General features: G+C 69.4%; 19 protein-coding genes and 5 pseudogenes. 18 read left to right on the top strand and 6 right to left on the bottom strand.

Features of this window, described 5'->3' with window-relative positions; all coding sequences use genetic code 11:
- The first annotated feature begins 238 nt into the window (after positions 1–238).
- The 9 genes and pseudogenes from NGF19_RS27045 to NGF19_RS27005 all read left to right on the top strand — a co-directional run bounded on the left by NGF19_RS27045 (position 239) and on the right by NGF19_RS27005 (position 7416).
- Positions 239–2132, top strand: a pseudogene (locus NGF19_RS27045) (amidohydrolase).
- Between the two features lie 88 nt (positions 2133–2220).
- On the top strand, positions 2221–2874 hold the full coding sequence (locus NGF19_RS27040) for a hydrolase (RefSeq protein ID WP_252428183.1): 654 nt from the start codon (positions 2221–2223) through the stop codon (positions 2872–2874).
- 105 nt (positions 2875–2979) lie between these two features.
- Positions 2980–3678, top strand: a complete 699-nt coding sequence (locus NGF19_RS27035; protein WP_252428182.1) for an MFS transporter — start codon at positions 2980–2982, stop codon at positions 3676–3678.
- Between the two features lie 8 nt (positions 3679–3686).
- A complete protein-coding gene (locus tag NGF19_RS27030; protein WP_252428181.1) occupies positions 3687–4367 on the top strand; it encodes an MFS transporter in 681 nt (226 codons plus the stop codon).
- Positions 4368–4442: 75 nt separating this feature from the next.
- On the top strand, positions 4443–5138 hold the full coding sequence (locus NGF19_RS27025) for an MIP/aquaporin family protein (RefSeq protein ID WP_252428211.1): 696 nt from the start codon (positions 4443–4445) through the stop codon (positions 5136–5138).
- A 67-nt stretch (positions 5139–5205) separates the two neighbouring features.
- Positions 5206–5643, top strand: coding sequence for a quinone oxidoreductase family protein (locus NGF19_RS27020; protein ID WP_252428180.1), 438 nt, complete (start codon positions 5206–5208; stop codon positions 5641–5643).
- 195 nt (positions 5644–5838) lie between these two features.
- Positions 5839–6180, top strand: a pseudogene (locus NGF19_RS27015) (zinc-binding dehydrogenase); the annotation flags it as partial.
- 184 nt (positions 6181–6364) lie between these two features.
- Positions 6365–6775 (top strand): RidA family protein, encoded by a 411-nt coding sequence (locus tag NGF19_RS27010; RefSeq protein WP_252428178.1) that lies wholly within the window; start codon positions 6365–6367, stop codon positions 6773–6775.
- Positions 6776–6852: 77 nt separating this feature from the next.
- Positions 6853–7416 (top strand): GNAT family N-acetyltransferase, encoded by a 564-nt coding sequence (locus NGF19_RS27005; protein WP_252428177.1) that lies wholly within the window; start codon positions 6853–6855, stop codon positions 7414–7416.
- Between the two features lie 259 nt (positions 7417–7675).
- Here NGF19_RS27005 and NGF19_RS27000 read toward each other — a convergent pair whose 3' ends face one another.
- Positions 7676–8407 (bottom strand): (2Fe-2S)-binding protein, encoded by a 732-nt coding sequence (locus NGF19_RS27000; RefSeq protein ID WP_252428176.1) that lies wholly within the window; start codon positions 8405–8407, stop codon positions 7676–7678.
- Between the two features lie 333 nt (positions 8408–8740).
- Entirely contained in the window at positions 8741–9538 is a 798-nt protein-coding gene (arsM, locus tag NGF19_RS26995; protein WP_252428175.1) for an arsenite methyltransferase, read from the bottom strand.
- 105 nt (positions 9539–9643) lie between these two features.
- Here arsM and NGF19_RS26990 point away from each other — a divergent pair.
- From NGF19_RS26990 to NGF19_RS26975, 4 genes and pseudogenes are all read left to right on the top strand, one after another.
- Positions 9644–10107 (top strand): annotated as a pseudogene (locus tag NGF19_RS26990) (ArsR/SmtB family transcription factor).
- Positions 10104–11224, top strand: a pseudogene (arsB, locus tag NGF19_RS26985) (ACR3 family arsenite efflux transporter). The pseudogenes NGF19_RS26990 and arsB overlap by 4 nt, the downstream one beginning before the upstream one ends.
- Positions 11217–11630: an arsenate reductase ArsC gene (locus tag NGF19_RS26980; protein ID WP_252428174.1), complete on the top strand. Its 414-nt coding sequence runs from the start codon at positions 11217–11219 to the stop codon at positions 11628–11630. Before arsB ends, NGF19_RS26980 begins: the two are co-directional and overlap by 8 nt.
- 283 nt (positions 11631–11913) lie before the next feature.
- On the top strand, positions 11914–13401 hold the full coding sequence (locus tag NGF19_RS26975) for a cellulase family glycosylhydrolase (RefSeq protein WP_252428173.1): 1488 nt from the start codon (positions 11914–11916) through the stop codon (positions 13399–13401).
- A gap of 71 nt (positions 13402–13472) precedes the next feature.
- Here the strand turns inward: NGF19_RS26975 and NGF19_RS26970 are convergent, their stop codons facing one another.
- The 3 genes from NGF19_RS26970 to NGF19_RS26960 all read right to left on the bottom strand — a co-directional run bounded on the left by NGF19_RS26970 (position 13473) and on the right by NGF19_RS26960 (position 15586).
- The gene (locus NGF19_RS26970) at positions 13473–14405 is read right to left on the bottom strand and encodes a glutaminase (RefSeq protein ID WP_252428172.1); all 933 of its coding nucleotides are present in this window, start codon (positions 14403–14405) and stop codon (positions 13473–13475) included.
- Between the two features lie 480 nt (positions 14406–14885).
- Positions 14886–15323 (bottom strand): S26 family signal peptidase, encoded by a 438-nt coding sequence (locus NGF19_RS26965; RefSeq protein WP_252428171.1) that lies wholly within the window; start codon positions 15321–15323, stop codon positions 14886–14888.
- Entirely contained in the window at positions 15320–15586 is a 267-nt protein-coding gene (locus NGF19_RS26960) for a hypothetical protein (protein ID WP_308288561.1), read from the bottom strand. Before NGF19_RS26960 ends, NGF19_RS26965 begins: the two co-directional genes overlap by 4 nt.
- Before the next feature lie 187 nt (positions 15587–15773).
- Between NGF19_RS26960 and NGF19_RS26955 the strand changes: the two genes are divergently transcribed.
- The 5 genes from NGF19_RS26955 to NGF19_RS26935 all read left to right on the top strand — a co-directional run bounded on the left by NGF19_RS26955 (position 15774) and on the right by NGF19_RS26935 (position 21181).
- Positions 15774–16109 (top strand): MauE/DoxX family redox-associated membrane protein, encoded by a 336-nt coding sequence (locus tag NGF19_RS26955; protein WP_252428170.1) that lies wholly within the window; start codon positions 15774–15776, stop codon positions 16107–16109.
- Between the two features lie 109 nt (positions 16110–16218).
- A complete protein-coding gene (locus NGF19_RS26950; protein ID WP_252428169.1) occupies positions 16219–16416 on the top strand; it encodes a hypothetical protein in 198 nt (65 codons plus the stop codon).
- A 593-nt stretch (positions 16417–17009) separates the two neighbouring features.
- The gene (locus NGF19_RS26945) at positions 17010–17873 is read left to right on the top strand and encodes a phosphatidylinositol-specific phospholipase C/glycerophosphodiester phosphodiesterase family protein (protein ID WP_252428168.1); all 864 of its coding nucleotides are present in this window, start codon (positions 17010–17012) and stop codon (positions 17871–17873) included.
- A gap of 87 nt (positions 17874–17960) precedes the next feature.
- The gene (locus NGF19_RS26940) at positions 17961–18251 is read left to right on the top strand and encodes an aldo/keto reductase (protein ID WP_372505916.1); all 291 of its coding nucleotides are present in this window, start codon (positions 17961–17963) and stop codon (positions 18249–18251) included.
- Positions 18252–18430: 179 nt separating this feature from the next.
- Positions 18431–21181 (top strand): fibronectin type III domain-containing protein, encoded by a 2751-nt coding sequence (locus tag NGF19_RS26935; protein ID WP_252428166.1) that lies wholly within the window; start codon positions 18431–18433, stop codon positions 21179–21181.
- A gap of 623 nt (positions 21182–21804) precedes the next feature.
- Here NGF19_RS26935 and NGF19_RS26930 read toward each other — a convergent pair.
- Positions 21805–22042: pseudogene (locus tag NGF19_RS26930) on the bottom strand (SAM-dependent methyltransferase); the annotation flags it as partial.

Here is a 22042-nt window from a genome sequence, read left to right as displayed (position 1 = left end):
AGATGCCCGCCCGTGGGATCGCGACTAGCCTCCCGAACAGGGGCAAGAGTCCTATTCGCTTCTCGGTGCCGGCTCTGCGTCACAGGGCCGGCACCGCACGCTGACACGGCAGGGCCCGCGTACCCCAGTGCGTCGCCCGACGCCGGATTCCGTCCACCACCATCTGACCTCGCCCGGCGGCCAGTACGGACCGGGCCCGCAGCCCCGTGCGCCATGGAGCGTCCAGATGATCAACACCATGTCCGTAGACGGCGTCGCCGTCGACCCGAACGCACAAGAGCCGGCCGAACTGGTCATCCGCAACGGACGTATCCATACCGGAGACACCACCCGGCCCACCGCCGCGGCCCTGGCCGTACGCGCCGGACGGATCGTCGCCATCGGCGACGACGCACGGATCGCCCCCTACGTAGGTCCGGACACCCGCGTCATCGACGCACTCATCCGACGCGTCGTCCCCGGGCTCAACGACTCCCACCTGCATGTGATCCGCGGTGGCCTGAACTACCTCCTGGAGATGCGCTGGGACGGCGTCCCCTCGCTGCGCACCGCCCTGTGGATGCTGCGCGAGCAGGTCGCACGCACCCCCGAGGGCCAGTGGGTGCGAGTGGTGGGCGGGTGGACCGGCGAACAGTTCGCCGAGCGCCGCCTGCCCACGGTCTCGGAACTGAACGCCGCGGCACCTGACACCCGTCTTCGTGCTGCACCTGTATCAGTCCGCGATCCTCAACCGCGCGGCCCTCAGAGCGGTCGGATACACCAAGGACTCCGTCGCACCCCCCGGCGGCCAGATCGTCCGGGACCACTCCGGTGAACCCACCGGCATGCTGCTCGCCGCGCCCGCGGCCGGACTGCTCTACGCCACCCTCGCCAAGGGCCCCACCCTGCCGGAGAACGAACAGCTCGGCTCCACCAGGCACTTCCTGCACGAGCTGAACAGGCTCGGCCTGACCAGCGCGATCGACGCCGGCGGCGGATTCCAGAACTTCCCCGAGAACTACGGGGCGGTGATGAAGCTCGCCGAACAGGGCCTGCTGACCCTGCGCATCGCCTACCACCTCTTCCCGCAGACCGCCGGGCAGGAACTGGACGACCTGCGCCGCTGGATCGGTTCGGTGCGGCCCGGCGACGGCGACGAGTGGCTTCGCCTCAACGGGGCCGGGGAGAACCTGGCCTGGTCGCCCGCCGACTACGAGAACTTCACCGAGCCGCGGCCCCTGCGGCCCGAGCGCGCCGACAGCGAACTGGAGGCCGCGGTACGCCTGCTCCTCGACAACGGCTGGGGCCTCCGCCTGCCCGCCACCTACGGGGAGACCATCGACGCCAACCTCGACGTGTTCGACAAGATCGCGGCCGACGGCGGCTTCCCGCGCGGCGTCCCCTGGTTCTTCGACCACGCCGAGACCGTGTCCGAAGCGGCCCTTGACCGTATCGACGCCATGGGCGGCGCCCTGTCCATCCAGAACCAGATGATGTTCCAGGGCAGCGCGTTCGTCGACCGCTACGGAGCGGCCCGCGCCGCTGACGCGCCGCCGATCCGCAAGATGCTCGACCAGGGCCTGACGGTCGCCGCCGGCACCGACGCCACCCGGGTCTCCAGCTACAACCCCTGGCTCTCCCTGGAATGGCTGGTGCGGGGCCGCTCCATCGGCGGCCGGATCCTGGCCTCTCCCGAGAACCGCGTCGACCGGGACACCGCCCTGCGCATGTACACCGTCGCCGGAGCGCGACTCACCGGTGAGAGCGATGTGAAGGGCATCCTCAAGGAGGGCTACTACGCCGACCTGGCGGTTCTGTCGGCGGACTTCTTCACGGTCCCGGAGGAGGACATCTCACACATCGAGTCCCTCCTGACCGTCGTCGGCGGACGTGTCGTCCACGCGGCGGGGGAGTTCGAAGGACTGGCCCCGCCACTGCCCGGCGTGGAACCGTCCTGGAGCCCCGTCGCCTACTACGGCGGCTACCACCACACCATGTTCCCGACCCCGCCCTCCGGACTGCGCCAGGCCCGAGCCCTGGTCGACGCCGCGGCCGAGTCCGAGGAACACCGCCAATGGCGCGTCGTCCGCGGATTCGCCCCCGACAACGGCTCCGCCGCATCCGAGATCTTCGACTCCTGCTTCGTACTGTGACCGACCGCGGACGCAGACCGAGCGGCAGTCCGCCGGCAGCCCGGATCGGCACCGTACAACCCGCACCAGATGAAGGGTGGAAGAGACCATGGTCGACATCCAGGCCGTCAAGGCCGACCCCGCCGCGCAGCTCCTCAGCCCGCACGACAGCGTCGTGCTGATGGTGGACCACCAGCCGCAGATGTTCTTCGGCACCACCAACGCAGACCGCGGTGAGATCATCAACGCGACGGTGGCCCTGGCCAAGTCCGCCAAGGTCTTCGACGTACCGGTCGTGCTGACCACCGTCGCCTCCAAGACCTTCTCCGGCCCCCTGCTCGCGCCCCTGGCGGAGCAGTTCCCCGACAAACAGCCCATCGACCGCACCACCATGAACTGCTGGGAGGACCAGCGCGTCGTCGACGCGGTCAAGGCCACCGGGCGGCCCAAGATCGTCCTGGCCGGTCTGTGGACCGAGGTCTGCATCTCGCTGGCCGCGCTGTCCGCGACCGACCAGGGCTACCAGGTGTACGTCCCCACCGACGCCTGCGGCGGCGTTTCGGTGGACGCCCACAACAACGCCGTCCTGCGCATGACCCAGCGCGGTGTCGTCCCCACGACCTGGCTCACCACACTCCTCGAATGGCAGCGTGACTGGGGCCGCACCGAGACCTACGAGCCGGTCATGGACGTCGTCATGCAGCACGCGGGAGCCTACGGAGTGGGCGTCACCTACGCCCGCGCCATGATCAGCGGACACTGAACCCGGCGCGCCGGGCCGCACAGCCCGCAACACTCGCGTGTACCACGACTGTTCGTCCGCCTCGGGGCCCGCCATCACCACTCCTCCCACCCCAGGACACCTGGGATGACTCCACCCGCGAACGGCGGTACGGCGGCCCCGGCCCAGCCGCCCGCCCCGCCTTCCCGCCCCGCCTCGTACTGGGCGCCGCTGTCCGTACCGGTGTTCCGGACGCTGTGGCTGGCCCAGTTCGTGTCCAATATCGGGAGCTGGATGCAGACGGTCGGCGCCCAATGGCTGATCACCGAACAGCGGGGGTCGCCGGGCCTGATCGCCCTGGTGCAGACGGCAGCCAGCCTGCCGGTCCTGCTGCTCGGCATTCCCGCCGGGGCCCTGGCCGACATCGTCGACCGCCGCAAACTCCTGTTCACCGCCCAGTTGGTCATGCTCACGGCCGCCGCACTGCGCGCCGCCCTGACCGCACTCGGGCAGATGAACTCCTACGGCGTCCTGGTCCTGACCTTCTTCCTGGGCTGCGGCACGGCACTGATGAACCCGGCATGGCAGGCCATCCAGCCCGAACTCGTGGCCAGACGGGACCTGATCCCGGCCGCCGCCGCCCTGGGCGGGGTGAACATGAACATGGCCCGTGCCATCGGCCCCGCCCTCGGCGGCCTGGTCGTGGCCCTGGCCGGTACGGCCGCCGTCTTCGCCGTCAACGCCGCGTCCTTCCTTGTCACGTTGGCCGCACTGGCCACCTGGCACCGCTCGGCGAGAGCCGACACCATGGCCGCCGAACGCATGATCCCCGCGGGCTCGCGCTGACGCTGTTCGTGCTCGCCGTGGTGCGCGTCCCCTGGATCATCGGCGTGGCCCTGGTGTTCTCCGGCCTCGCCTGGGTCGGCGTCCTGTCGATCCTCAATGCCCAGATGCAGGTGACGGCCCCCGAGTGGGTACGGGCCCGAGCACTGGCCGTCTACCTGACCGTCTGCCAGGGCGGCCTGGCGATCGGCGCCGCGGTGTGGGGCAGGGCCGCCGACGCGATCGGCGTACGAGACGCTCTGCTGGTGGCGGCCGTGGTGCTGGTGATCGGTTCCCTGGTCGGACTGTTCATCTCCGTGCCGGACACCTCCCTGGACCGGTCGCCCTCGATGCACTGGCCGACTCCCGCCATGGTCCTGGACCCGTCGGCATCCACCGGACCGGTCCTCGTCACGGTCGAGTACCGCGTCCCGGCCGACCGCGCCGACGCGTTCACCGACGCGATGGGAGCCGTGGGCCGCTCCCGCCTGCGCACCGGCGCCCTGCACTGGGATCTGTACCAAGACGGCTCACAGCCGGACAGATACCTGGAGCTCTTCACGGTGGCCTCATGGGAAGAACACGAGCGGCAGCACGGCGGCCGGCTCACCGGATACGACCGTGCGGCCGAGGAGAAGGCAAGGTCGCTGGTGGACCCCGAGCACCGCTTCACCGTCTCCCACTACCTCCCCGTTCACCGAGACAGCGGCTGAACCGGCGGCACCAGAGCCTCGTCCGCGGCCAACAGCCCCAGCGGCGCCGCCGATTCACCGATCGTGCGGTGGGTGATGGGCCCGTCCTCCATCTCCGACCGGGTCCCTCGGATCCACCTGCAACTGCTGATCGTCGGCGTAGCGGTCGGGCTGCTCATCGCCGCGCTCATCCTCAGCCCACCGGGCCGGATGACCGGGGGACACATGAATCCGGCGATCTCCTTCGCCACATGGCGTTTCGGGGTCTTCCCCGGAGTCGCCGTCGTCCCCTACATCGTGGCGCAGCTCATCGGATCCACACTCGGCGTACTCCTGGCCGGCGCCGTCTGGGGACCACCGGCCCGCCAACCACCCACCTCCTACGCCGTACTGCAGCCCGGCGCGGGCTGGACCGCCATCGAGTTGTTCTTCGCGGAAGCGGCCAGCATGGGTCTCATCGTCTACCTCGTCGGGTACTTCCTTCAGTCTTCGCGTCTGGCCCCCCTCGTCCCCTGGCTGGTCGGAGTGCTGATCGGCGGAGCCATCGTCGTACTGGGCACCACCACAGGAGGATCGGTCAACCCGGCGCGCCAATTCGGACCGGCCATGGCCTCGGGGAAGCTGTCGTTCCTGTGGGTGTACCTGCTCGCACCCATGGTGGGGGCACTCGTCGCCGCCTTCGTCCTCGACAGGGTGGGCAAGCATCGAGCCGCCCTGACCTACCGGCCGTGCGGCACCCAGGAGAGCGGTGCGCCACTGCCTGCACCACCGCAAGAAGACACGCTGCCCTGAACCGGCCACCACCGCGTCCACGAAACCATCCCCATCGCAATGGACCGCACGGAAGGGACCCACCGTCATGCGTGCTCTGCGCTTCGACCGTTTCGGTGACCCCCATGTTCTGTCTCTCACCGAATGCCCGGACCCGACGGCCCAGCACGGCAACGCCGTCATCGCGGTCAAAGCCGCCTCTGTCAATGCCTCGGACGTGAAGAACGTGGCGGGACGCATGGAAGGAACCCTCCTTCCCCGAACCCCGGGACGGGACTTCTCCGGTGTCGTCATCGATGGCCCCCCTGACTGGACCGGCGCCGAGGTGTGGGGAACCGGGGGTGACCTCGGCTTCACCCGTGACGGCTCACACGCCGAACTGCTCGCCATCCCCGCCACCGCGCTCGCCCGTAAACCCACCCGGCTGAGCTTCGAAGAAGCCGCCGCCACAGGAGTCAACTTCGTCACCGCGTGGCTGGGCACGGTCGAGACAGCGCGTCTGACCGAAGGGAGAACATCTCAGTGATCGGCGTAACGGGCGGCGTGGGCGGCGCCGTTGCCCAGATCGCCCGCTCCCTGGGAGCCCACGTGATCGGGCTCGCCCGGACACCACCGGCCGACAACACCCCCGCCGCATCCGCCATGGACGCTTTCGTCCCGCTCGACAACGACGCACAGCACATCGGAGAACAGATCATGGAGGTGACCGGGGGGCAAGGGCGCGGACGTCGTGTACGACGCGGTGGGCGGAGTGACGACTCCGGCAGCCCTCGCCTCGCTCGCGCACGGCGGACGGCTCGTCGTGATCAGCGCCGTAGGGGACCGGACCGTGGAGATCGACCTCGTCGACCTGTACCACAACGAGACCCGGATCCTGGGCTGTGACAGCCGTCAACTGGACGTCACCCAAAGCAACGCCTACCTCGACCGACTCGCGCCCTACTTCGAATCCGGACAGTTCCAACCCCTGCCCGTGGCGCACCGCTACAGCCTGGAGAACGGCAGGGAAGCCTATCTCGCGGTGGCGAACCGGGCACCAGGACGTGTCGTGATCTTCCCCTGACACGACCTCGCTGTCGGAAGGCCTGCCAGAACCGAGAACGAACACCGGTCAGTTCAGCGCAAGTTGTCGAAGCCGCGGCCTGACGGCGTTGCCGAGGGGCGGTGAGAAAAAGGGAAGGCGGAAGCGAAGGGGGTGTGGGCAGAATGTTCGCGCTCCGCAATCGACAGGAATGGACCCAACGACCGTGGCTCGTGCCATCACTCTGATCCGCTCCGACTCCCTGTCCGACGTCGCCGAGTACGCCTACGCGGCCACGGCGCCCGCCGACTCCCGCCTGATCTTCCTTGCCGGGGCGTGTCCGCTCAACGACGACGGCTCGACGGCGGCGATCGGGGACTACGCCGGTCAGGCCTTGAAAGCCGTCGAGAACATGCAAGTTGCTCTCGCCGCCTCCGGCGCGTCTCTCCAGGACGTCATCAGTACGAGGGTTCTTGTCGCGTCGGCCCGGCAGGAGGATCTGGGGGCTGCCTGGAAGGTGGTCCGGGACTCGTTCGCTGATCATGACGTCCCCAGCACCTTGATGGGCGTCACGGTGCTCGGTTACAAGGACCAACTCGTCGAGATCGAGGCCGTGGCCGCCGTGCTCGACTCCTGAGCCCACTGACGCGCCGCAGAGCCTGAGACCGGAAGTCCCTGACGGGGATGGATCCGCTGCTGGCTATGCTGTCCGCCATGATCAGCGGAGTGACCACTGAGCCCGCCATCCTTGATGCCATGGAGCTGACTTCCGATCCTGAACTGGAGGCCCGGTTCGCGGAGTCGGCCCACCGGATCCTGGCGGACCTGGTCAGTGGAGGTGCCGCGCTGGGATGGGTCGAACCGCCCTCGCGGGACGAGGTGGTGGACCTTCTTGGCCACGTCGTCTCTGCGGTGCGGGCCGGGGATGCGGCCCTGCGCGCCGCTTACCTCGACCGTCGGCTTGTCGGGTTCGGGTACTGGCTCCGCTACGCCCGACCGACCCATCGGCCACACGCTGATCTGGAGAAGATCGCGGTAGACGCTGCCGCCCATGGTCGTGGTGTCGGTCGGGCGTTGACCACTGCCTTGATCGCTGACGCTCGGGAGGCGGGGATCGAGGTCCTCACCCTGGACGTCCGTGGCGACAACACCCATGCCCTGCACCTCTATCGGTCGCTGGGCTTCAGCGAATACGGCCGTCTGCCCGACTTCGTCGCCGTCGGCGAACATCGCTACGACAAGGTCTTCTCCATGCTGGACCTCCGCCGACAAGGCTGACGCGAGGCAGTGTGTTCAGCACCCGCAGGAGCTGCCCGAGCGCGGGACGGTCAGGTCGTCGACCGGGCGGCTGCTCCGTACCGGTGGCAGAGTCGTAGGCCTCGGCCGGAGCCGCGGCGGGCGGCGCCGGTGCTCTCGGCGCAAGCGGCGGCGTTGGCGACGGCCGCACCGTGATCGGCCCGTACGAGGTTCACGGCCGTGATGGCCGCACTGAGCGACCGACCCGGTTCGGCCGACGACCGTGGCTCGAGCGGCCTGGTCAGCGGGACAGGGCGCAATCTCCGCACAGGGCTCCCTTGCGACCCGGTGCGGCGCGGTAGATCAGGCAGCAGCTACGGCGCCGGTACGTTCCGCCGGGTGTCCTGGCGCTCGCACCACGCAGCGGGGGCCTCTCCAGGAGGAGCGCGGTGAGGGTGCGGGTTCGCGCGGTGACCTCCGGGCGGGACGCCGTGATCATGGTCACCGCTCCGTTGACGGCCGAGGCGGTGTTGCCCCACAGAATGTGCCGGGAGACCGAGAACTGCGCCATGGCATCGGCGAGTTGGCGCAGCGTGCCGTCCAGCAGGCGGCTGCTCAGTTCGTCGGCGAGCTGCGAGAGCGAGCCCTCCTCGCCGCCGGTGAAGGCGTCGTCAGGCAGTGACAGGGGCGTCGGGCCGCCGAGCGTGGGTTGCCACCGCAGATCCGCGAGGCCGGGCGCGAGGACCAGGCCGTGCAGTACGGCGGCAGCCAGCGCCGGGGAGACCAGCCGTGCGGCCAGCCCCAAGTGCGCGACAGACGCCGCGACCCGCGTCTCGACCGCTGCTGGCGGCTGCCCGCCGCCCGCGGCCAGCCGGTCCCGTACGTCGCTCACCCGGGCTTCGAGCAGCGGGCGGGACAGTGACTGCCAGGGCTCGGACGGGTGCGTGCCGGGCGGGTGGGTCTGTATGGCGAAGAACGGGCCGAGCGCGGTGATCTCCTCGATCACCCTGCTCTCCGTAGGGCTGCTGGTCATGCCGGGACGGGGTCCGATTCGTGTGAGGGGGCGGCGGCATCCGGACGTACGTCGCCGAATCCGGCCTGGAGCCGCTTGCCCAAGCCGAGCAGCATGAGCTTCTTCTCCATGTCGAGTTGTCCGTACGTCCGGGTTCCGGCGAGATCACTACGCAGGGACCGTATGGCCCGTTTCTCCGGCCGTCAATCAAGCGCGTGCCCAATCGGGGTCGGAGCGGGTGCCGGGAGAATCGGTGCGCCCGACCAGCAGTCCCGGTCAGGTCCGTACGCCCAAAGGTGACGGCGATGGCGAGCATCGCGCGGGCTCTCCAGCAGGGGACGCTGTCCGCTCCGTTCAGCAGCAGGAGCCCGGTGCCGCCGCAGCAGCCGGGGCCGTTTCCTCGGTGATGGCCTTGGTGGCGCGGATGATCGCGGAGTGCATGTCGTCGGCGACCGTGTGGGTGGGGGTGATCTCAATGTCGGTGAACCCGGCGGCTTCGAGGCCCGTCCGGTATTCGGTGAAGGAGAGGGCGCCGGCGATGCAGCCGACGTAGTCGCCGCGTTCGGCTCGCTGGGCGGGGGAGAGGGCGTCGTCGGCTACGACGTCGGAGATGCCGATCCGGCCGCCCGGGGTCAGGACGCGGAACATCTCGGCGAAGACGGCGGGCTTGTCGGTGGACAGGTTGATCACGCAGTTGGAGATGACGACGTCGATGGTGTTCGCAGGCAGCGGGACGGCCTCGATGGTTCCCTTGAGGAACTCGACATTGGTGGCGCCTGCCTTCTTGGCGTTGGTCAGGGCGAGGGCGAGCATCTCCTCGGTCATGTCCAGTCCGTACGCCTTGCCGGTGGGCCCGACACGGCGGGCGGACAGCAGAACGTCGATGCCGCCGCCGGAGCCGAGGTCGAGAACGCGCTCGCCTTCATGGAGGTCGGCGACGGCGGTGGGGTTGCCGCAGCCGAGCGAGGCGGCGACGGCCTCGGCGGGCAGGACGTCCCGCTCGTCGGCGGGGTAGAGGGTGGAGCCGAAGTTGTCGTCGACCTCGATGGCCTGCGGGCCGCAGCACCCGGTGCCGCCCTCGGTGACCTGAACGGCAGCCGCGGCATAGCGGCGGCGGACGGTCTCGCGCAGGTCGGTGTTCTGCTCGCTCATGACGTGACTCCTCGAATGACGGGACTGATGTGGCCCAGATCGGGTTGTATTGACGTTCCTCGATGCAAGCTTGCGCCTTAAATCGAAGCCCGTCAACATAGAAGTATGTCGAAACAAGAGCTTGTGGTGCTCGTCCAGGACGACCTCGACCAGGGCAACGAGACCGAGGGGTGCTGCCCGACGCTGCTGAGTGCTCCGCTGGACGAGGATCAGGCCGCGGAGCTGGCGCCGGTGTTCAAGGCCCTGGGCGACCGGGTGCGGCTGCGGCTGCTGTCGATTTCGCCTCACAGCAGGGCGGCGAGATCTGCGTCTGTGATCTGACCCCGGCGTTCGAGCTGTCGCAGCCGACGATCTCGCATCACCTCAAGCTGCTGAAACAGGCCGGGCTGATCGCCTCCGAGCGGCGGGGGACATGGGTGTATTACCGGCTGCTGCCCGAGAAGACGGACCGCCTGGCCGCGATCCTGACCCGCCCCGGCAGCCCGAAGGATGAGCCCTGTCAGCCCCGTCAGGCCCAGCCCCATCAGTCCCGTCAGCCTCGCGGCGAGTCGGCCGGGGCTGTCTCGTGAGCCGGGAGACGACGGCCGCTCCGTCGGCGTCGGTAGCCGGGCGGCTGTCCGTCGTGGACTGGTTCCTGGCCGTGTGGATCGTGCTGGCGATGGCGGCCGGGCTCGGTCTGGGCCGCCTGGTCCCCGGTCTGGGTGACGCACTCGCGAAGGTGACCGTCACCGGGGTCTCGCTGCCGATCGCGCTGGGCCCGCTCGTGATGATGTATCCGGTCCTGGCGAAGGTCCGTTATGACCGCCTTGACACCGTCACCCGCGACAAGTGCCTGCTGATCCCGTCCCTGGTCATCAACTGGTCCTCGGCCCGGCCGTCATGTTCGCTCTGGCCTGGCTCTTCCTCCCGGACCTGCCGGAATACCGGACCGGGCTGATCATCGTCGGGCTCGCCCGCTGCATCGCCATGGTCATCATCTGGAACGACCTGGCCTGCGGCGACCGCGAAGCCGCCGCCGTCCTCGTCGCCCTGAACTCCGTGTTCCAGGTGGTCGCGTTCTCCGCCCTGGGCTGGTTCTATCTGTCCGTCCTGCCCGGCTGGCTCGGCCTGGAGCGAACGACGCTGGACATCTCGGTGTGGGAGATCGCCCGCAGCGTGCTGATCTTCCTCGGCATTCCGCTCGTCGCCGGGTTCCTGACCCGCAAGCTGGGCGAGAAGACCAAGGGCCGCCACTGGTACGAGACGAGACTGGTCCCCCGCATCGGCCCGTTCGCCCTGTACGGGCTGCTGTTCACGATCGTCGTGCTGTTCGCCCTGCAAGGCGATGCGATCACCTCACAGCCGTGGGACGTGGCGCGGATCGCGCTGCCGCTGCTGGTGTACTTCGCCGTGATGTGGGCCGGCTCCATGGCCCTGGGCAGGGCCGTGGGCCTGGACCACCCCAAGGCGACCACGCTGGCGTTCACCGCCGCGGGCAACAACTTCGAACTCGCCATCGCGGTGGCCATCGCGACGTTCGGCGCGACCTCAGGACAGGCCCTCGCCGGCGTCATCGGCCCCCTCATCGAGGTGCCCGTACTGATCGGCCTGGTCTATGTCGCGCTCGCCGCCCGCCGCTGCTTTCCCCGTACTGAGCCCCCGTCAGCCCCTGCCGCTGCAGCCGAGGAAGGACCCACCCATGTCTGACACCGCCCCGAAGCCGTCGGTGCTGTTCGTGTGCGTCCACAACGCCGGACGCTCGCAGATGGCCGCTGCCTTCCTCACCCACCTCGGCCAAGGCAAGGTCGAGGTCCGCTCGGCAGGCTCCGCCCCGGCTGACACGGTGAACCCGGCCGTGGTCGAGGCGATGGCCGAGGCCGGGATCGACATCTCCGCCGAGACACCCAAGGTGCTGACCAGCGAGGCCGTGCAGGCGTCCGACGTCGTGATCACCATGGGCTGCGGGGACGCCTGCCCGGTCTTCCCCGGCAAGCAGTACGTGGACTGGAAGCTGGACGACCCTGCCGGGCAGGGCGTCGTCGCGGTCCGCCCGATCCGCGACGAGATCGAGAACCGCGTCCGCGGCCTGCTGAACGAACTAACGAACTGCTGAACGAATTGACGAACTACTGACCGCGTAATCGCGTACGGATCAGCGTGACCGGTCAGCGGCGGGTCCAGGGTGTTGAACGGGCCGCCGACGGCGAGCTGCTGGGCGCTTGGGCCGCTCGGGCCGCTGGGGTAGGCGTCCGCGGACACGCGCCGTTCGTCGCTGAACGAAGAGTTGAGCAAGTGTCAGGAATTGACGTCGCGAGGTCTTGCCGTCGCGTACGCCTTTGGCCAGGATCGGCACTCGCCGGGCAACTCCGCCCCCTGCCGACCGCACCGGAGGCACCATGCGTCTGCGTCGCTCCGCCACCACGCTCGCCTTCGGCACAGCCCTCCTGTGCGCACTGCCCGCAGTGGCTCCGGCCCAGGCCCTCGGCGCGCCCGCCCGCACGGAGGTGCCACGGGGAGCGGGAGCCATGACCCGGCCCACCGGCACCGTCACCACGCCCGACGGCGTGGTCCACCTCGCCGACAGCCAGGGCCGGGCGTTGCGGCTGCACGGCTTCAACCTCGGCAAGGACGACACCGTCACCCGCGACCGCGTCGCCCGGCTCGCGCGCGACGGATTCGACCTGATGCGGCTCGACATCCAGTGGGAGAAGGTGGAACCCCGCCGAGGCCGGTACGACACCGCCTACCTCCGCTACCTCGACCAGGTGCTCGACTGGGCCGACCGGTACCACGTCCTGGTCCTCGTCGACTGGCACCAGGACGTCTTCGGCCCCGCGTTCGGCCACGACGGCATCCCCGCATGGGCCACCCGCACCGACGGGCTGCCTTTCGAGCCCGACCCGGACGACTGGTTCTCCGACTACTTCCAGCCCGCCGTCCAGGCCGCCTTCGCGCATCTGTACGACGACCCCGACCTGCGCACTGCCCAGGCCGCCGCCTACGCGAAGGTCGCCACCACCCTGCGCGGACACCGCTCGCTGCTCGGCTACGACCTGTTCAACGAGCCCTTCGGCCCCGTCCCCGGAGACCCGACGGACCCCGCCGACCAGGCCGCCGCCTCCGCCGCGCTCGAACAGGGCCGACTGCCTGCCATGTACCGGCGCCTCATCCGGGCCGTCCGCTCCGTCGACCGCGACGCGTGGCTGTTCGTGGAGCCCACCGTCCTCGTCGGCCAAGGCGTCCCCACGAGCCTTCCCGGCTTCGCCGACCCGCGCCCCGGCGCCGCCCGCATCGGCTACGCCCCGCACGCCTACGACACGGCCGTCGAGGCGGGTCAGGACTGGGACCCGTCCGGGCAGTTCATCGAGCGGTACGAAGCCGCCATCGGCGCCTACCCGGCCGCGCACCGGCTGCCCGTCATCGTCGGCGAATGGGGGCCACCCAAGGCCACCACGCCCGGCAACGCCCAACTCGTACGCCGTCAACTCCTGTCGATGCACGGCTTCGCCACCGGCTGGGCCATGTGGTACGACTGCGACGCCACGGACGGCGGCGGCTACTGCGCCCGTGACCGCGACGGCAGCCCCGCACCCGGCAAGGAACCCGCCTTCGCGCCCTACGCCCGGGCCGTCGCGGGCGCTCCGGGAGCCGAGACATACGACCCGCCCACCCGGACCTACACCCTGACCCTGACCGCCACCCCCGCGACCCGCGGCGCCTGGACGACGCTCGCCCTCCCCCCTGCCGCGTTCCCCCGGGGCGCGCGCATCACGGTGGAGGGCACGCGCGCCACGGTCGTCCACAGTGCCCCCGGTGAGGCGGACGTACTGCTCCCCAGGGCGCGCCCTGGCACCGCGGTCACCGTGACCGCGACGGCACGCTGACGTGGGCGCCCACGCGGGCGATCGGGTGTCGGGTCACCGACCGGCGGCCCGGACGGTGACCCAGGGGGCTTTCAGAACACCGACAGGTCGGTGAGGGTCGTGAAGCGGTCCAGAGCCGCCACACCGGCCACGGAGTTGCCCCGCTCGTCCAGGCCCGGACTCCACACGCACAGCGCGCACCGGCCCGGCACGACGGCGATGATGCCGCCGCCCACACCGCTCTTGCCGGGCAGCCCCACCCGGTAGGCGAAGTCACCGGCCGCGTCGTACGTCCCGCAGGTGAGCATGACCGCGTTGACCTGCTTGGCCTGGCGGCTGGCGAGCAGCCGGGTGCCGTCCGCCCTCAGGCCGTGCCGGGCGAGGAACCTGGTGGCCAGCGCCAGGTCGGCGCAGGAGGCGGTGATCGAGCACTGGCGGAAGTACTGTTCCAGCAGGACCGGCACCGGGTTGTCGATGTTGCCGTAGGACGCCATGAAATGGGCGAGGGCGGCGTTGCGGTCGCCGTTCACGGTCTCGGACGCGGCGACCTCTTCGTCGAAGTCCAGCTCCGGGTTGCCGCTCTCGGCGCGCAGGAAGCCCAGCAACTCGCCCGCCGCGTCGCCGGTACGGGTCTGGAGCCGGTCGGTGACCACCAGGGCGCCGGCGTTGATGAACGGGTTGCGCGGGATGCCGTTCTCGTACTCGAGCTGTACCAGGGAGTTGAAGGGGTTGCCGGAGGGCTCGCGGCCCACGTGCTCCCACAGTTCGTCGCCCTCGCGCGCCAGGTCGAGGGCGAGGGTGAACACCTTGGTGATGGACTGCGCGGAGAACGGCTCCCGCCAGTCGCCCACCCCGTACACCGTGCCGTCCAGCTCCGCGACGGCCATGCCGAAGGCGCGGGCGTCACGGGCCGCGAGCGCCGGGATGTAGTCGGCCGAGCGCCCGCGGCCGGGCGTGTGCCCGATCTCCTCGGCGACGCGCTCCAGGACCGGCAGGTAGGTCGGGGACGACGTCATGATCGCCATTCTGCCCTCGGGCCGGTCCCGGTGCGCTGCGGTGGTGACCCGGGGGGAGGGCGGCCCGGCAAGGGACCATGGCCACTGGCCCGGCGAGATGGGTCCCCCCCCACACACCAACGGCCTCGGCCGACACGGCGCCCACGTCTGTCCGCAGTGAGTGCGCCCTCCCGCGAGGGCGGACGCCTCGCGGCCGAGTTCCGGGAAGCCTCTTCGGATCCGGATCCGGACCCGGACCCGGAGGTACGCCGTGCGCTGCTGGTGGCGCTCGGTTAGGTTCCTGAAGTACCCAGCGGCCCTTGCCGTTCGGTGTCCTGGCCGGGACATCGGCGGCCACCGCATCAGGCTGGGCGGGGGAGCCGTTCACACAGTGAGCGAGGCCAGAGGTCCGAGGTAGGGGTCGTCCCATCCTGGCCTGCGTGACCCGGCGTTGGCCACTTCACCGCGGCCTCACCCGGAGTTCTCGGCAGCAAACCCCGTACACCACGCTCAGCCGCCGCCCAGGCGGTTGAGCACCACCCCCAGTAGATCCCCCTCCGCCACATACCCGAAGTGCCGGGAGTCCTGGCTGCGCAGGGCGTCCCCGCGCACGACCAGCGCACCGGGCGGAACCACCGCGTCCTCGACCGTGTCACGCACCTCGGGCGGCACCGCGTCGCCCGCCATCGCCGAGACCCGCTTGACCAGCCAGTCCAGACGATCGTCCCCCGCGCCGTACACGAACGGGTTCCGGAAGACCACCGCGTCACCCACCCGCGCCCGCGTGGTGCGCCGCACCACCAACCGGTCGCCGTCCGCGAACGTGGGAGCCATGCTGGACCCCGTGACCCGGACGAGCGAGAAGCGCGACCGCAGCACGCGGTAGGAGAGCAGCAGCACACCCGTACCCACGGCCACTCCCGCCCCGGCCCGCGCGACCCCCGTCATACGACCGTCCTCTCGCCCGCGGCCCGTTCGTCGAGACCGTCCGTGTAGCCCGATGCCTGCAGGCTGAACAGCCGGGCATAGTGCCCGTCCAGCTCCATCAGCTCGGCGTGGGAGCCGAGTTCGCCGATCTGCCCGTCGACCAGCACCGCGATGGCGTCCGCCTCGCGCAGCGCACCGAGCCGGTGCGAGACCAGCAGCGCGGTCCGCCCCCGCCGGTGCCGGCCGAGGGCACGATGCACCTCGTGCTCGGCCTCCGGATCCACTTCGACGAGCCGACGAGCTCGGCCGCGGCACGCACGCCGACACCCATGAAGCCGTCCTCCTCGGCATCGCGGGAGGTGGGCTGCACGTGGCGTATGTCCTGTTAGCGGTGTGACCCCTCATCGGTGTCGTGTTCACGGCATCCGTCACCCATGGTTCCGGCCTCCACCCTTTCGACGGAGGTCCACGATGACCCGTGTGATCGGCAAGCTGGGCGACACGGTGGGAATCGTCCGTACGCTGCGGAGCGGGACCAAGGCGTCCTGCGCCTGCTTCGGAGCTTCGACCGCGCCGATCGGCCGCCGTCATGTGGTCCGCAACTCCGTGCTGCTCGCCCTCGCTGCGTTCGGTCTGGCCGCCGCGGCCTCGGGGACGGTGACGCCCTCCGAGGCGGCGGGCATCGCCGTCACTGCGTTCGGCGCGTTGACGGGCGCTCTGCTCGTCATCTTCACGGACGAGCTCGGCACGCTCTTCGAGGACGACGCTCCCCGCACCCCGAGCCGGGTTCGCCGGACCTCCCCGTAGACACCGCACCTTGTGCAGGCCACGTCCACCTGAACGTCGTGCCCGTGCGTCGCGCCATCCCCCCGGCGGCCAACCCGCCCCCACGATGACACGAGACCCCGTAGTCACCATGCCCTATCTGGTCACCGCCGTCGTCCTGATCGCCGTGCTCTGCCTGCTGAACCTGCTGCTCACCTTCGGCGTCATCCGCAAGCTCCGTGCCCAGGTCAAGGAGAAGGCCGACCGGGTGGTCGACGGGCTGATCATCCCGGCCGGCTCGGCCGTGCCCGGCTTCTCGGCCGTCACCACCGCTGGTGAGCGCACCTGAATCCGGATATCGAATTCCTCGCTTTAGATTCCATGATCCAGATTCCAAGACCGGTTTCACCAAGACCCGGTTTCACCAAGGCCCGGTTTCCAAGGTTCAGTTTCCAAGTTGCCGTGGAGCGGTGTTTCGGGAACGGAGTATGAGGATCCACTGTGAGATCACCGGCTGTGCCGCTGCGTGCGGCCAGGCCCCGGATCGGGACGGGCCGGAATGGCGCAGGTGCGGACACTCGGCGCAATACCCGGCTGGAATTCCACGACTCGGAGGCCGACGCGTCGCCGTCTTCGTTTCGCTGTGGGTAGTGATCGCCCATGATCCGCTGGTGTCACGCGACTCGACCCGCTTCGTCGGCTCGGCGGCGCCCTGAAGTCCGCTGACACGCGCGAGGCGAGAAGAGTCATATCCCCACGCCCAGCCGCCGGCCTCTCATCGAAGCCCGCAAACCCGGATGCGGACGAGTAACGAAGACCATCGCCGTCCGCAGAAGTGAACCGGCGAAGTCAATCAGGCCAACTCACGCTCCGCACCCACCCGTTGGAGCGCATCGGCCCCATACTCACTGACATACATACGGCCCTCCAGGGAGGCAGAGCATGCTCCACACCACCCGCCGCAGAGCCCTCACCACCCTCGGCGCCACCCTCGTCGGCGCTGTCACCGCCCCCGCGGCGAACGCACAGGCGAGTGAGCGCGGCCGTGGCCCCCGCCCGCTGCGCCATGCCCACGCGCACAACGACTACGAGCATGCCCGGCCCCTCTTCGACGCGCTGGACCACCGTTTCGGCAGCGTCGAGGCCGACATCTACCTCGTCGACGGGCAGTTGCTCGTCGCCCACGACCCGGCCGACCTCGACCCCTCCCGCACTCTCGAATCGCTCTACCTCCAACCACTGGCGCAGCGCATCAAGGCCAACCACGGCTCCGTCCACCGTGGTTGGCGCGAACCTCTCCAACTCCTCATCGACATCAAGACGGAGGGTTCGTCGACCTACCTCGAACTCGACCGCCACCTCCAGTGCTACCCGCACCTGTTCACCACGTACACACACGGCAAGGTGCGCCCCGCCGCCCTGACGGCCGTCATCTCGGGCGACCGTGCCGCCCGCGGCCCGATGGAGGCCCAGCAGGTGCGTCACGCCTTCTACGACGGGCGGCTGTCCGACCTCGGCACGGCGACCCCGGCCACCTTCACCTCACTGATCAGCGACAACTGGACCCTCAACTTCACCTGGCAGGGCGACGGCCCGATGCCCGCCACCGAGCGCGACAAGCTGCGCGGCATCGTCCGTGCCGCCCACGCGCGCGGACAACAGGTCCGCTTCTGGGCCACGCCGGACCAGCCGGGCCCGGCCCGCGACGCGCTGTGGCGTGAACTGCTCGCCGCGGGCGTCGACTTCCTGAACACCGACGACCTGGCCGGCCTCGAAACGTTCCTCGACGCTCACGACAAGGCATGACGTGCCCCCTGGCCTGAAGTCCAGGGATTCCGGTCCGGGCCGTCCGACCCTTCTGGTCGAGCCAGAGGGGCTTGAAGCTGTCTCGCCATCGCCGATGCCGTGAAGGAGGTCGCCACGGAGTTGGGTCGTACGCCCGCCCAGATCGGGTTCGCCTGGACTCTGCGGAACCCGGCTGTGACGGCACCGATCATCGGCGCTCGCACCCCCGCGCAGTCGAAGGACAACCTGGGCGCCATGGAAGTCGACTTCACCGCCGCCCAGTTGGCCCGCCTCGACGAGGCCGGCACGATCGAACCCGGTTACCCGCACGCCATGCTCGCCAGCGACCACATCCGCAAGGCGACCGCAGGTGACCTGAAGTTCGAAACCCGCCACTGATACCTGATCGAGGCCCGCCACGCCGTCGAAACATGCCGTGCAGTCGGCAGTGTGAGCAGATCCTGGTCGCGGATGATCGCGTTCTGCGGGGTCTGTTCGCAACGCAAGGAGAGTGCGACTGCATGTGTGTGTGGAGAACGGCATCAAAGGCAAGGAAGAGGCCCAGAGGCGTACCTTCAGTGGTTCGCCATGTCGTGACCGTCGCGCTCGCCCTGGCGCTGACCGTGACGGTGGCGGTGGCCGACCCCGCCGTCGCGCGGCCACACGCCGCGGCGGAGGACGACGGGTGTGCCGCGCATGCCACGTCCTTCGCCGTCGACGAGGGAGGCGACCCGCTGAACGTGCGCATGGGCTGCGCCAGGGACGCGGGCGATCTGCGCGAACTGGCGGACAGCTACGGCGACTTGATCATGGCTCTCGACTTCAAGGTACCTGAACGCCGTGAGCAGGTACATGAACTGATCGAGGCGCAGGTCACCGAGGGCAACAAGTGGCCGCACCTGGGTGATTGGCTCGCCAGGCGTGCTCAGAGCCAGAGCGTGGGGATCTATCCGCCGCAGGACGTATCGCTGGGGTTCGACGGAGAGTTACATGCCGTCGGCGACAGTCTTGTCATGGTGATCCCTCAGAACGACGTCGGCGCCACGGCTAACTGGTGGCAGAAGTGGATCGCCGCCGGTGTCTCCCTCGGGGTCGTGATCGCGACGACAGCCATGTGTCTGGCCGCCTTCAACGTCGGGGCACCCGCCGCCGCTCCGGTGTGCGGGGCCGTGGGGGCATGGCTGGGCGCACTCGTCGGCGAGCTGATGAACGCCGCCTTCGACAAGAGGTCGCTCGGTGACGGCGCGGTCTGGGCGGAGGCGTTGGCCGTCGCGTTCTGGAGCGCGGTCGGAGGGGCTTTCGGCGGGCAGCTCCTGGAGTGGGCCTCCTCCAGCGGTACCAGTCTCGTCACGGCGTTTCAGGGCAACCTGCGTAACCTCGCGGCCAAGTTGGGGAGCCTGGGCCATCCCCTCACCTACATGTCCCAACAGCTCGAAGTGATGTGGCCGAAGCTTGTCGAGAAGCTGGTGCAACTCTCCCGCGGCGTGGGCGGCACCGACAAACCGCTCAAGGTCATGGTGGTCGGCGATTCGATGTCGCAGGGCTACGAGGGCGACTGGACCTGGCGCTACAGGCTGTGGGAATGGTTCAAGAACCAGCACATCGACGTCGATTTCGTCGGCCCCTACGTAGGAACCAGGAGTCAGGCGACTCCCTCCGCCCCCAAGCCTCCTCCGCTTCCGGAAGACGCGCAGATGCCTGGCGCGGAGGAACCCGACACCTGGGGCGGCTACGCGACCGACGCCTCCGAGAGCTTCGACAGCCGGCACTTCGCTGTCTGGGGACGCCAGGCGGACCAGGACAAGAAACTGATCCGCGCGATGGTGTCCGAGTACCAGCCGGACATGCTCCTGGTGGGGCTGGGGTTCAACGACTTGGGGTGGTTCGTCAGCGATGCCCAGGGCACCCTGGACAGCATGAAGACGCTGGTCGACGAGGCACGCGCAGCGAAGCCCGATATCGACTTCGCCCTGGCCAACGTTCCCCAGCGCTCCCTCATCGGCGGCCGGGAGGATCTGCCCGTCAAGACCGCCTCGTACAACGACATGCTGAAGGCGGCCATCCCCGGCTGGGACTCCCTCACCTCTTCGGTGAAGCTGGTCGACTGGGCGGCTTCCTACGACTGCCGGCCCGACTCGTGCCCGGCCGCCTATGACGGACTCCACCCCAACGCCGAAGGGGAGTTCCAGATCGCGCAGGCCTACGAGCGCACACTGAGCGAGCAGTACGGCATCGGATACTTCGTGCCCGACATTCCCGCCACCGTCCCGGCACGGCACACCTCCGCCATCTCGAGCCTCCGAGCCGAGACCACGCCGGGCGGGATCAAGGTGACCTGGGACAAGGTCTACGGCGCGCGTGGCTACGACGTCCGCCACCGGCGCGTCGGCACGGACACATGGACGCTGACACCCGCCTCGGCTCCTCGTTTCGACGAGATCTGGACGGTCGACGGCGAGCAGTGGGAATACCAGGTCCGCGTCGACGACGGCGACACCGAGACCCCGTGGTCCCCCACGGTCGACGCGGTCGCCCATCCGAAAACCGCTCCAGGACCGGAGATATTCGTCACCCTCCCCACTCCCGGCGGCATCCGCGTGTCCTGGCACACCGCGAAGGGCCCCTACACCGAGACGATCGACCGCTACGAAGTCATCGTGTGGGACAAGGACACCCCAGGAGCGTTGGTCCAGAGCATCGGAGTCCGCGACGAGTCCGTGGTCGTCGACGACCTGAAACCCGGTCACCACTACCTGGTCGCCGTGTCCACGTGGAACGAGGCGGGCGGCGGCGTCCCCACCGTCGGCAGATCCGTCACCGTGGGTGGCGCAACGCCGGCCGCGCCCACGGACCTGACCGTCCGCAGCGTCGACGCGACGACCGTCGACCTGAACTGGCAGGGGTCACAGGAGGCAGCCGGTTACCGTGTCTGGGTCCGCAACCTCCTGGACGGCGGCCCGTTCACCTCCGACGAATACGTCACCGACACCACCAGCAGGACGATCGCCTTCCTGTTTCCCGGCTACTGGAATTTCGAGTTCTGCGTCACCGCGATCAACGGATCGTTGGAATCGGACAAGTCCAACTGTGTGGGACTTCCCGACCGGCCCGGCCTCCGCTCGGGCCCCAGCCCCAGCCCCGGCGTCGGTGGTACGGACACCGGCACCGCAGACGCCAGTGAACCCTCACTGACAGCGCGGGCGAGCACGGAGCGGAAGACTGAGACACGTGACGAACTCCTCCGGTCCAGACCGTCCTCGTGCACCTCGCTTCCCGCGTCGAAACACGCCGTCAGCCCCCTCGCACGGGCCACGGCCGACCTCTGCTGACACGTACAACTGAGGAAGTTCCCCTCCGCGAAGGCCGTCCGGCACACACCGGACGGCCTTCGCCCTGCCTCGGCCACGGTGTCGCGCTCGGGTAGTTCCTCGGCTTCGATCAGGATGCCGATGACCCAACTCTGGGGGATGGGGCATCGTTGAGGTTCTGCGCTTACCGTCTGCCACGACTGGGTGTTCCCGTTCTCGGCGGGCTCCCCTGCCGGACATGGCTTTCACCCTCCGACCATCCCGCTCGGGACCCGTGCCTCCATCGACACCGTGTCAGGAACTCTGACGGTCGAGCCTGCTGTCGTCTGACTGTCGGCCGTACGGGGTGAACGGCCGCGGGTTCGTAGATGCCGTTGGGTGATGGCGTCGCGAGCACGATTGTCGTGCTGGGGGAGGGCCGTGCGGAATCCACCAGCGTCCGTCGGCAGGGCAGCAACGTGGGCGAGTCCCGCGAAGGCATGGCGCAGGGCGATGCTTGTGGTCGCGGCAAGCTGGTCGGAAGGGTCCGAGTCCGAGATCCGCGACGGCCTGGCCCACGCCGAGGAGAAGCTCACCGAACCCGACGCGCAGGTCTCCCGACGCGGATGATCTACTCCACCCCGACCCAGGCCACGGGTCACGCTCTATGGGCGGCGGGCCAGCAAGTGGGTGTCGAGGAAGCCCCGTTCAGAAGCTGGGTCGTGGAGCAACCGAGCCACCATGACGAGGCCGGCACCGGCCAGCAACTCGGCAAACTGCTCCGTCGGCCAGGCATAGGCGGGCGCCACCTTGTGGTCGAAGCGGACCGGCTCGGGCCCCTCGGTCCCGAAGAAGGACACCAGGAGCAGACCCCCTGGTGCCAGGACACGCACCTGCTCAGCG

Origin of the sequence: Streptomyces macrolidinus (assembly GCF_023887685.1) — a bacterium.
GTDB classification, from domain to species: domain Bacteria; phylum Actinomycetota; class Actinomycetes; order Streptomycetales; family Streptomycetaceae; genus Streptomyces; species Streptomyces macrolidinus.
This window is presented reverse-complemented; position numbering and strand designations above follow the sequence as displayed.

Coding starts and splice junctions, on each gene's coding strand:
- NGF19_RS27040 (WP_252428183.1), top strand. CDS start 2,221: ATGGTCGACATCCAGGCCGTCAAGGCCGACCCCGCCGCGCAGCTCCTC.
- NGF19_RS27035 (WP_252428182.1), top strand. CDS start 2,980: ATGACTCCACCCGCGAACGGCGGTACGGCGGCCCCGGCCCAGCCGCCC.
- NGF19_RS27025 (WP_252428211.1), top strand. CDS start 4,443: ATGGGCCCGTCCTCCATCTCCGACCGGGTCCCTCGGATCCACCTGCAA.
- NGF19_RS27020 (WP_252428180.1), top strand. CDS start 5,206: ATGCGTGCTCTGCGCTTCGACCGTTTCGGTGACCCCCATGTTCTGTCT.
- NGF19_RS27005 (WP_252428177.1), top strand. CDS start 6,853: ATGATCAGCGGAGTGACCACTGAGCCCGCCATCCTTGATGCCATGGAG.
- NGF19_RS27000 (WP_252428176.1), bottom strand. CDS start 8,407: ATGACCAGCAGCCCTACGGAGAGCAGGGTGATCGAGGAGATCACCGCG.
- arsM (WP_252428175.1), bottom strand. CDS start 9,538: ATGAGCGAGCAGAACACCGACCTGCGCGAGACCGTCCGCCGCCGCTAT.
- NGF19_RS26980 (WP_252428174.1), top strand. CDS start 11,217: ATGTCTGACACCGCCCCGAAGCCGTCGGTGCTGTTCGTGTGCGTCCAC.
- NGF19_RS26975 (WP_252428173.1), top strand. CDS start 11,914: ATGCGTCTGCGTCGCTCCGCCACCACGCTCGCCTTCGGCACAGCCCTC.
- NGF19_RS26970 (WP_252428172.1), bottom strand. CDS start 14,405: ATGGCGATCATGACGTCGTCCCCGACCTACCTGCCGGTCCTGGAGCGC.
- NGF19_RS26965 (WP_252428171.1), bottom strand. CDS start 15,323: ATGACGGGGGTCGCGCGGGCCGGGGCGGGAGTGGCCGTGGGTACGGGT.
- NGF19_RS26955 (WP_252428170.1), top strand. CDS start 15,774: ATGACCCGTGTGATCGGCAAGCTGGGCGACACGGTGGGAATCGTCCGT.
- NGF19_RS26950 (WP_252428169.1), top strand. CDS start 16,219: ATGCCCTATCTGGTCACCGCCGTCGTCCTGATCGCCGTGCTCTGCCTG.
- NGF19_RS26945 (WP_252428168.1), top strand. CDS start 17,010: ATGCTCCACACCACCCGCCGCAGAGCCCTCACCACCCTCGGCGCCACC.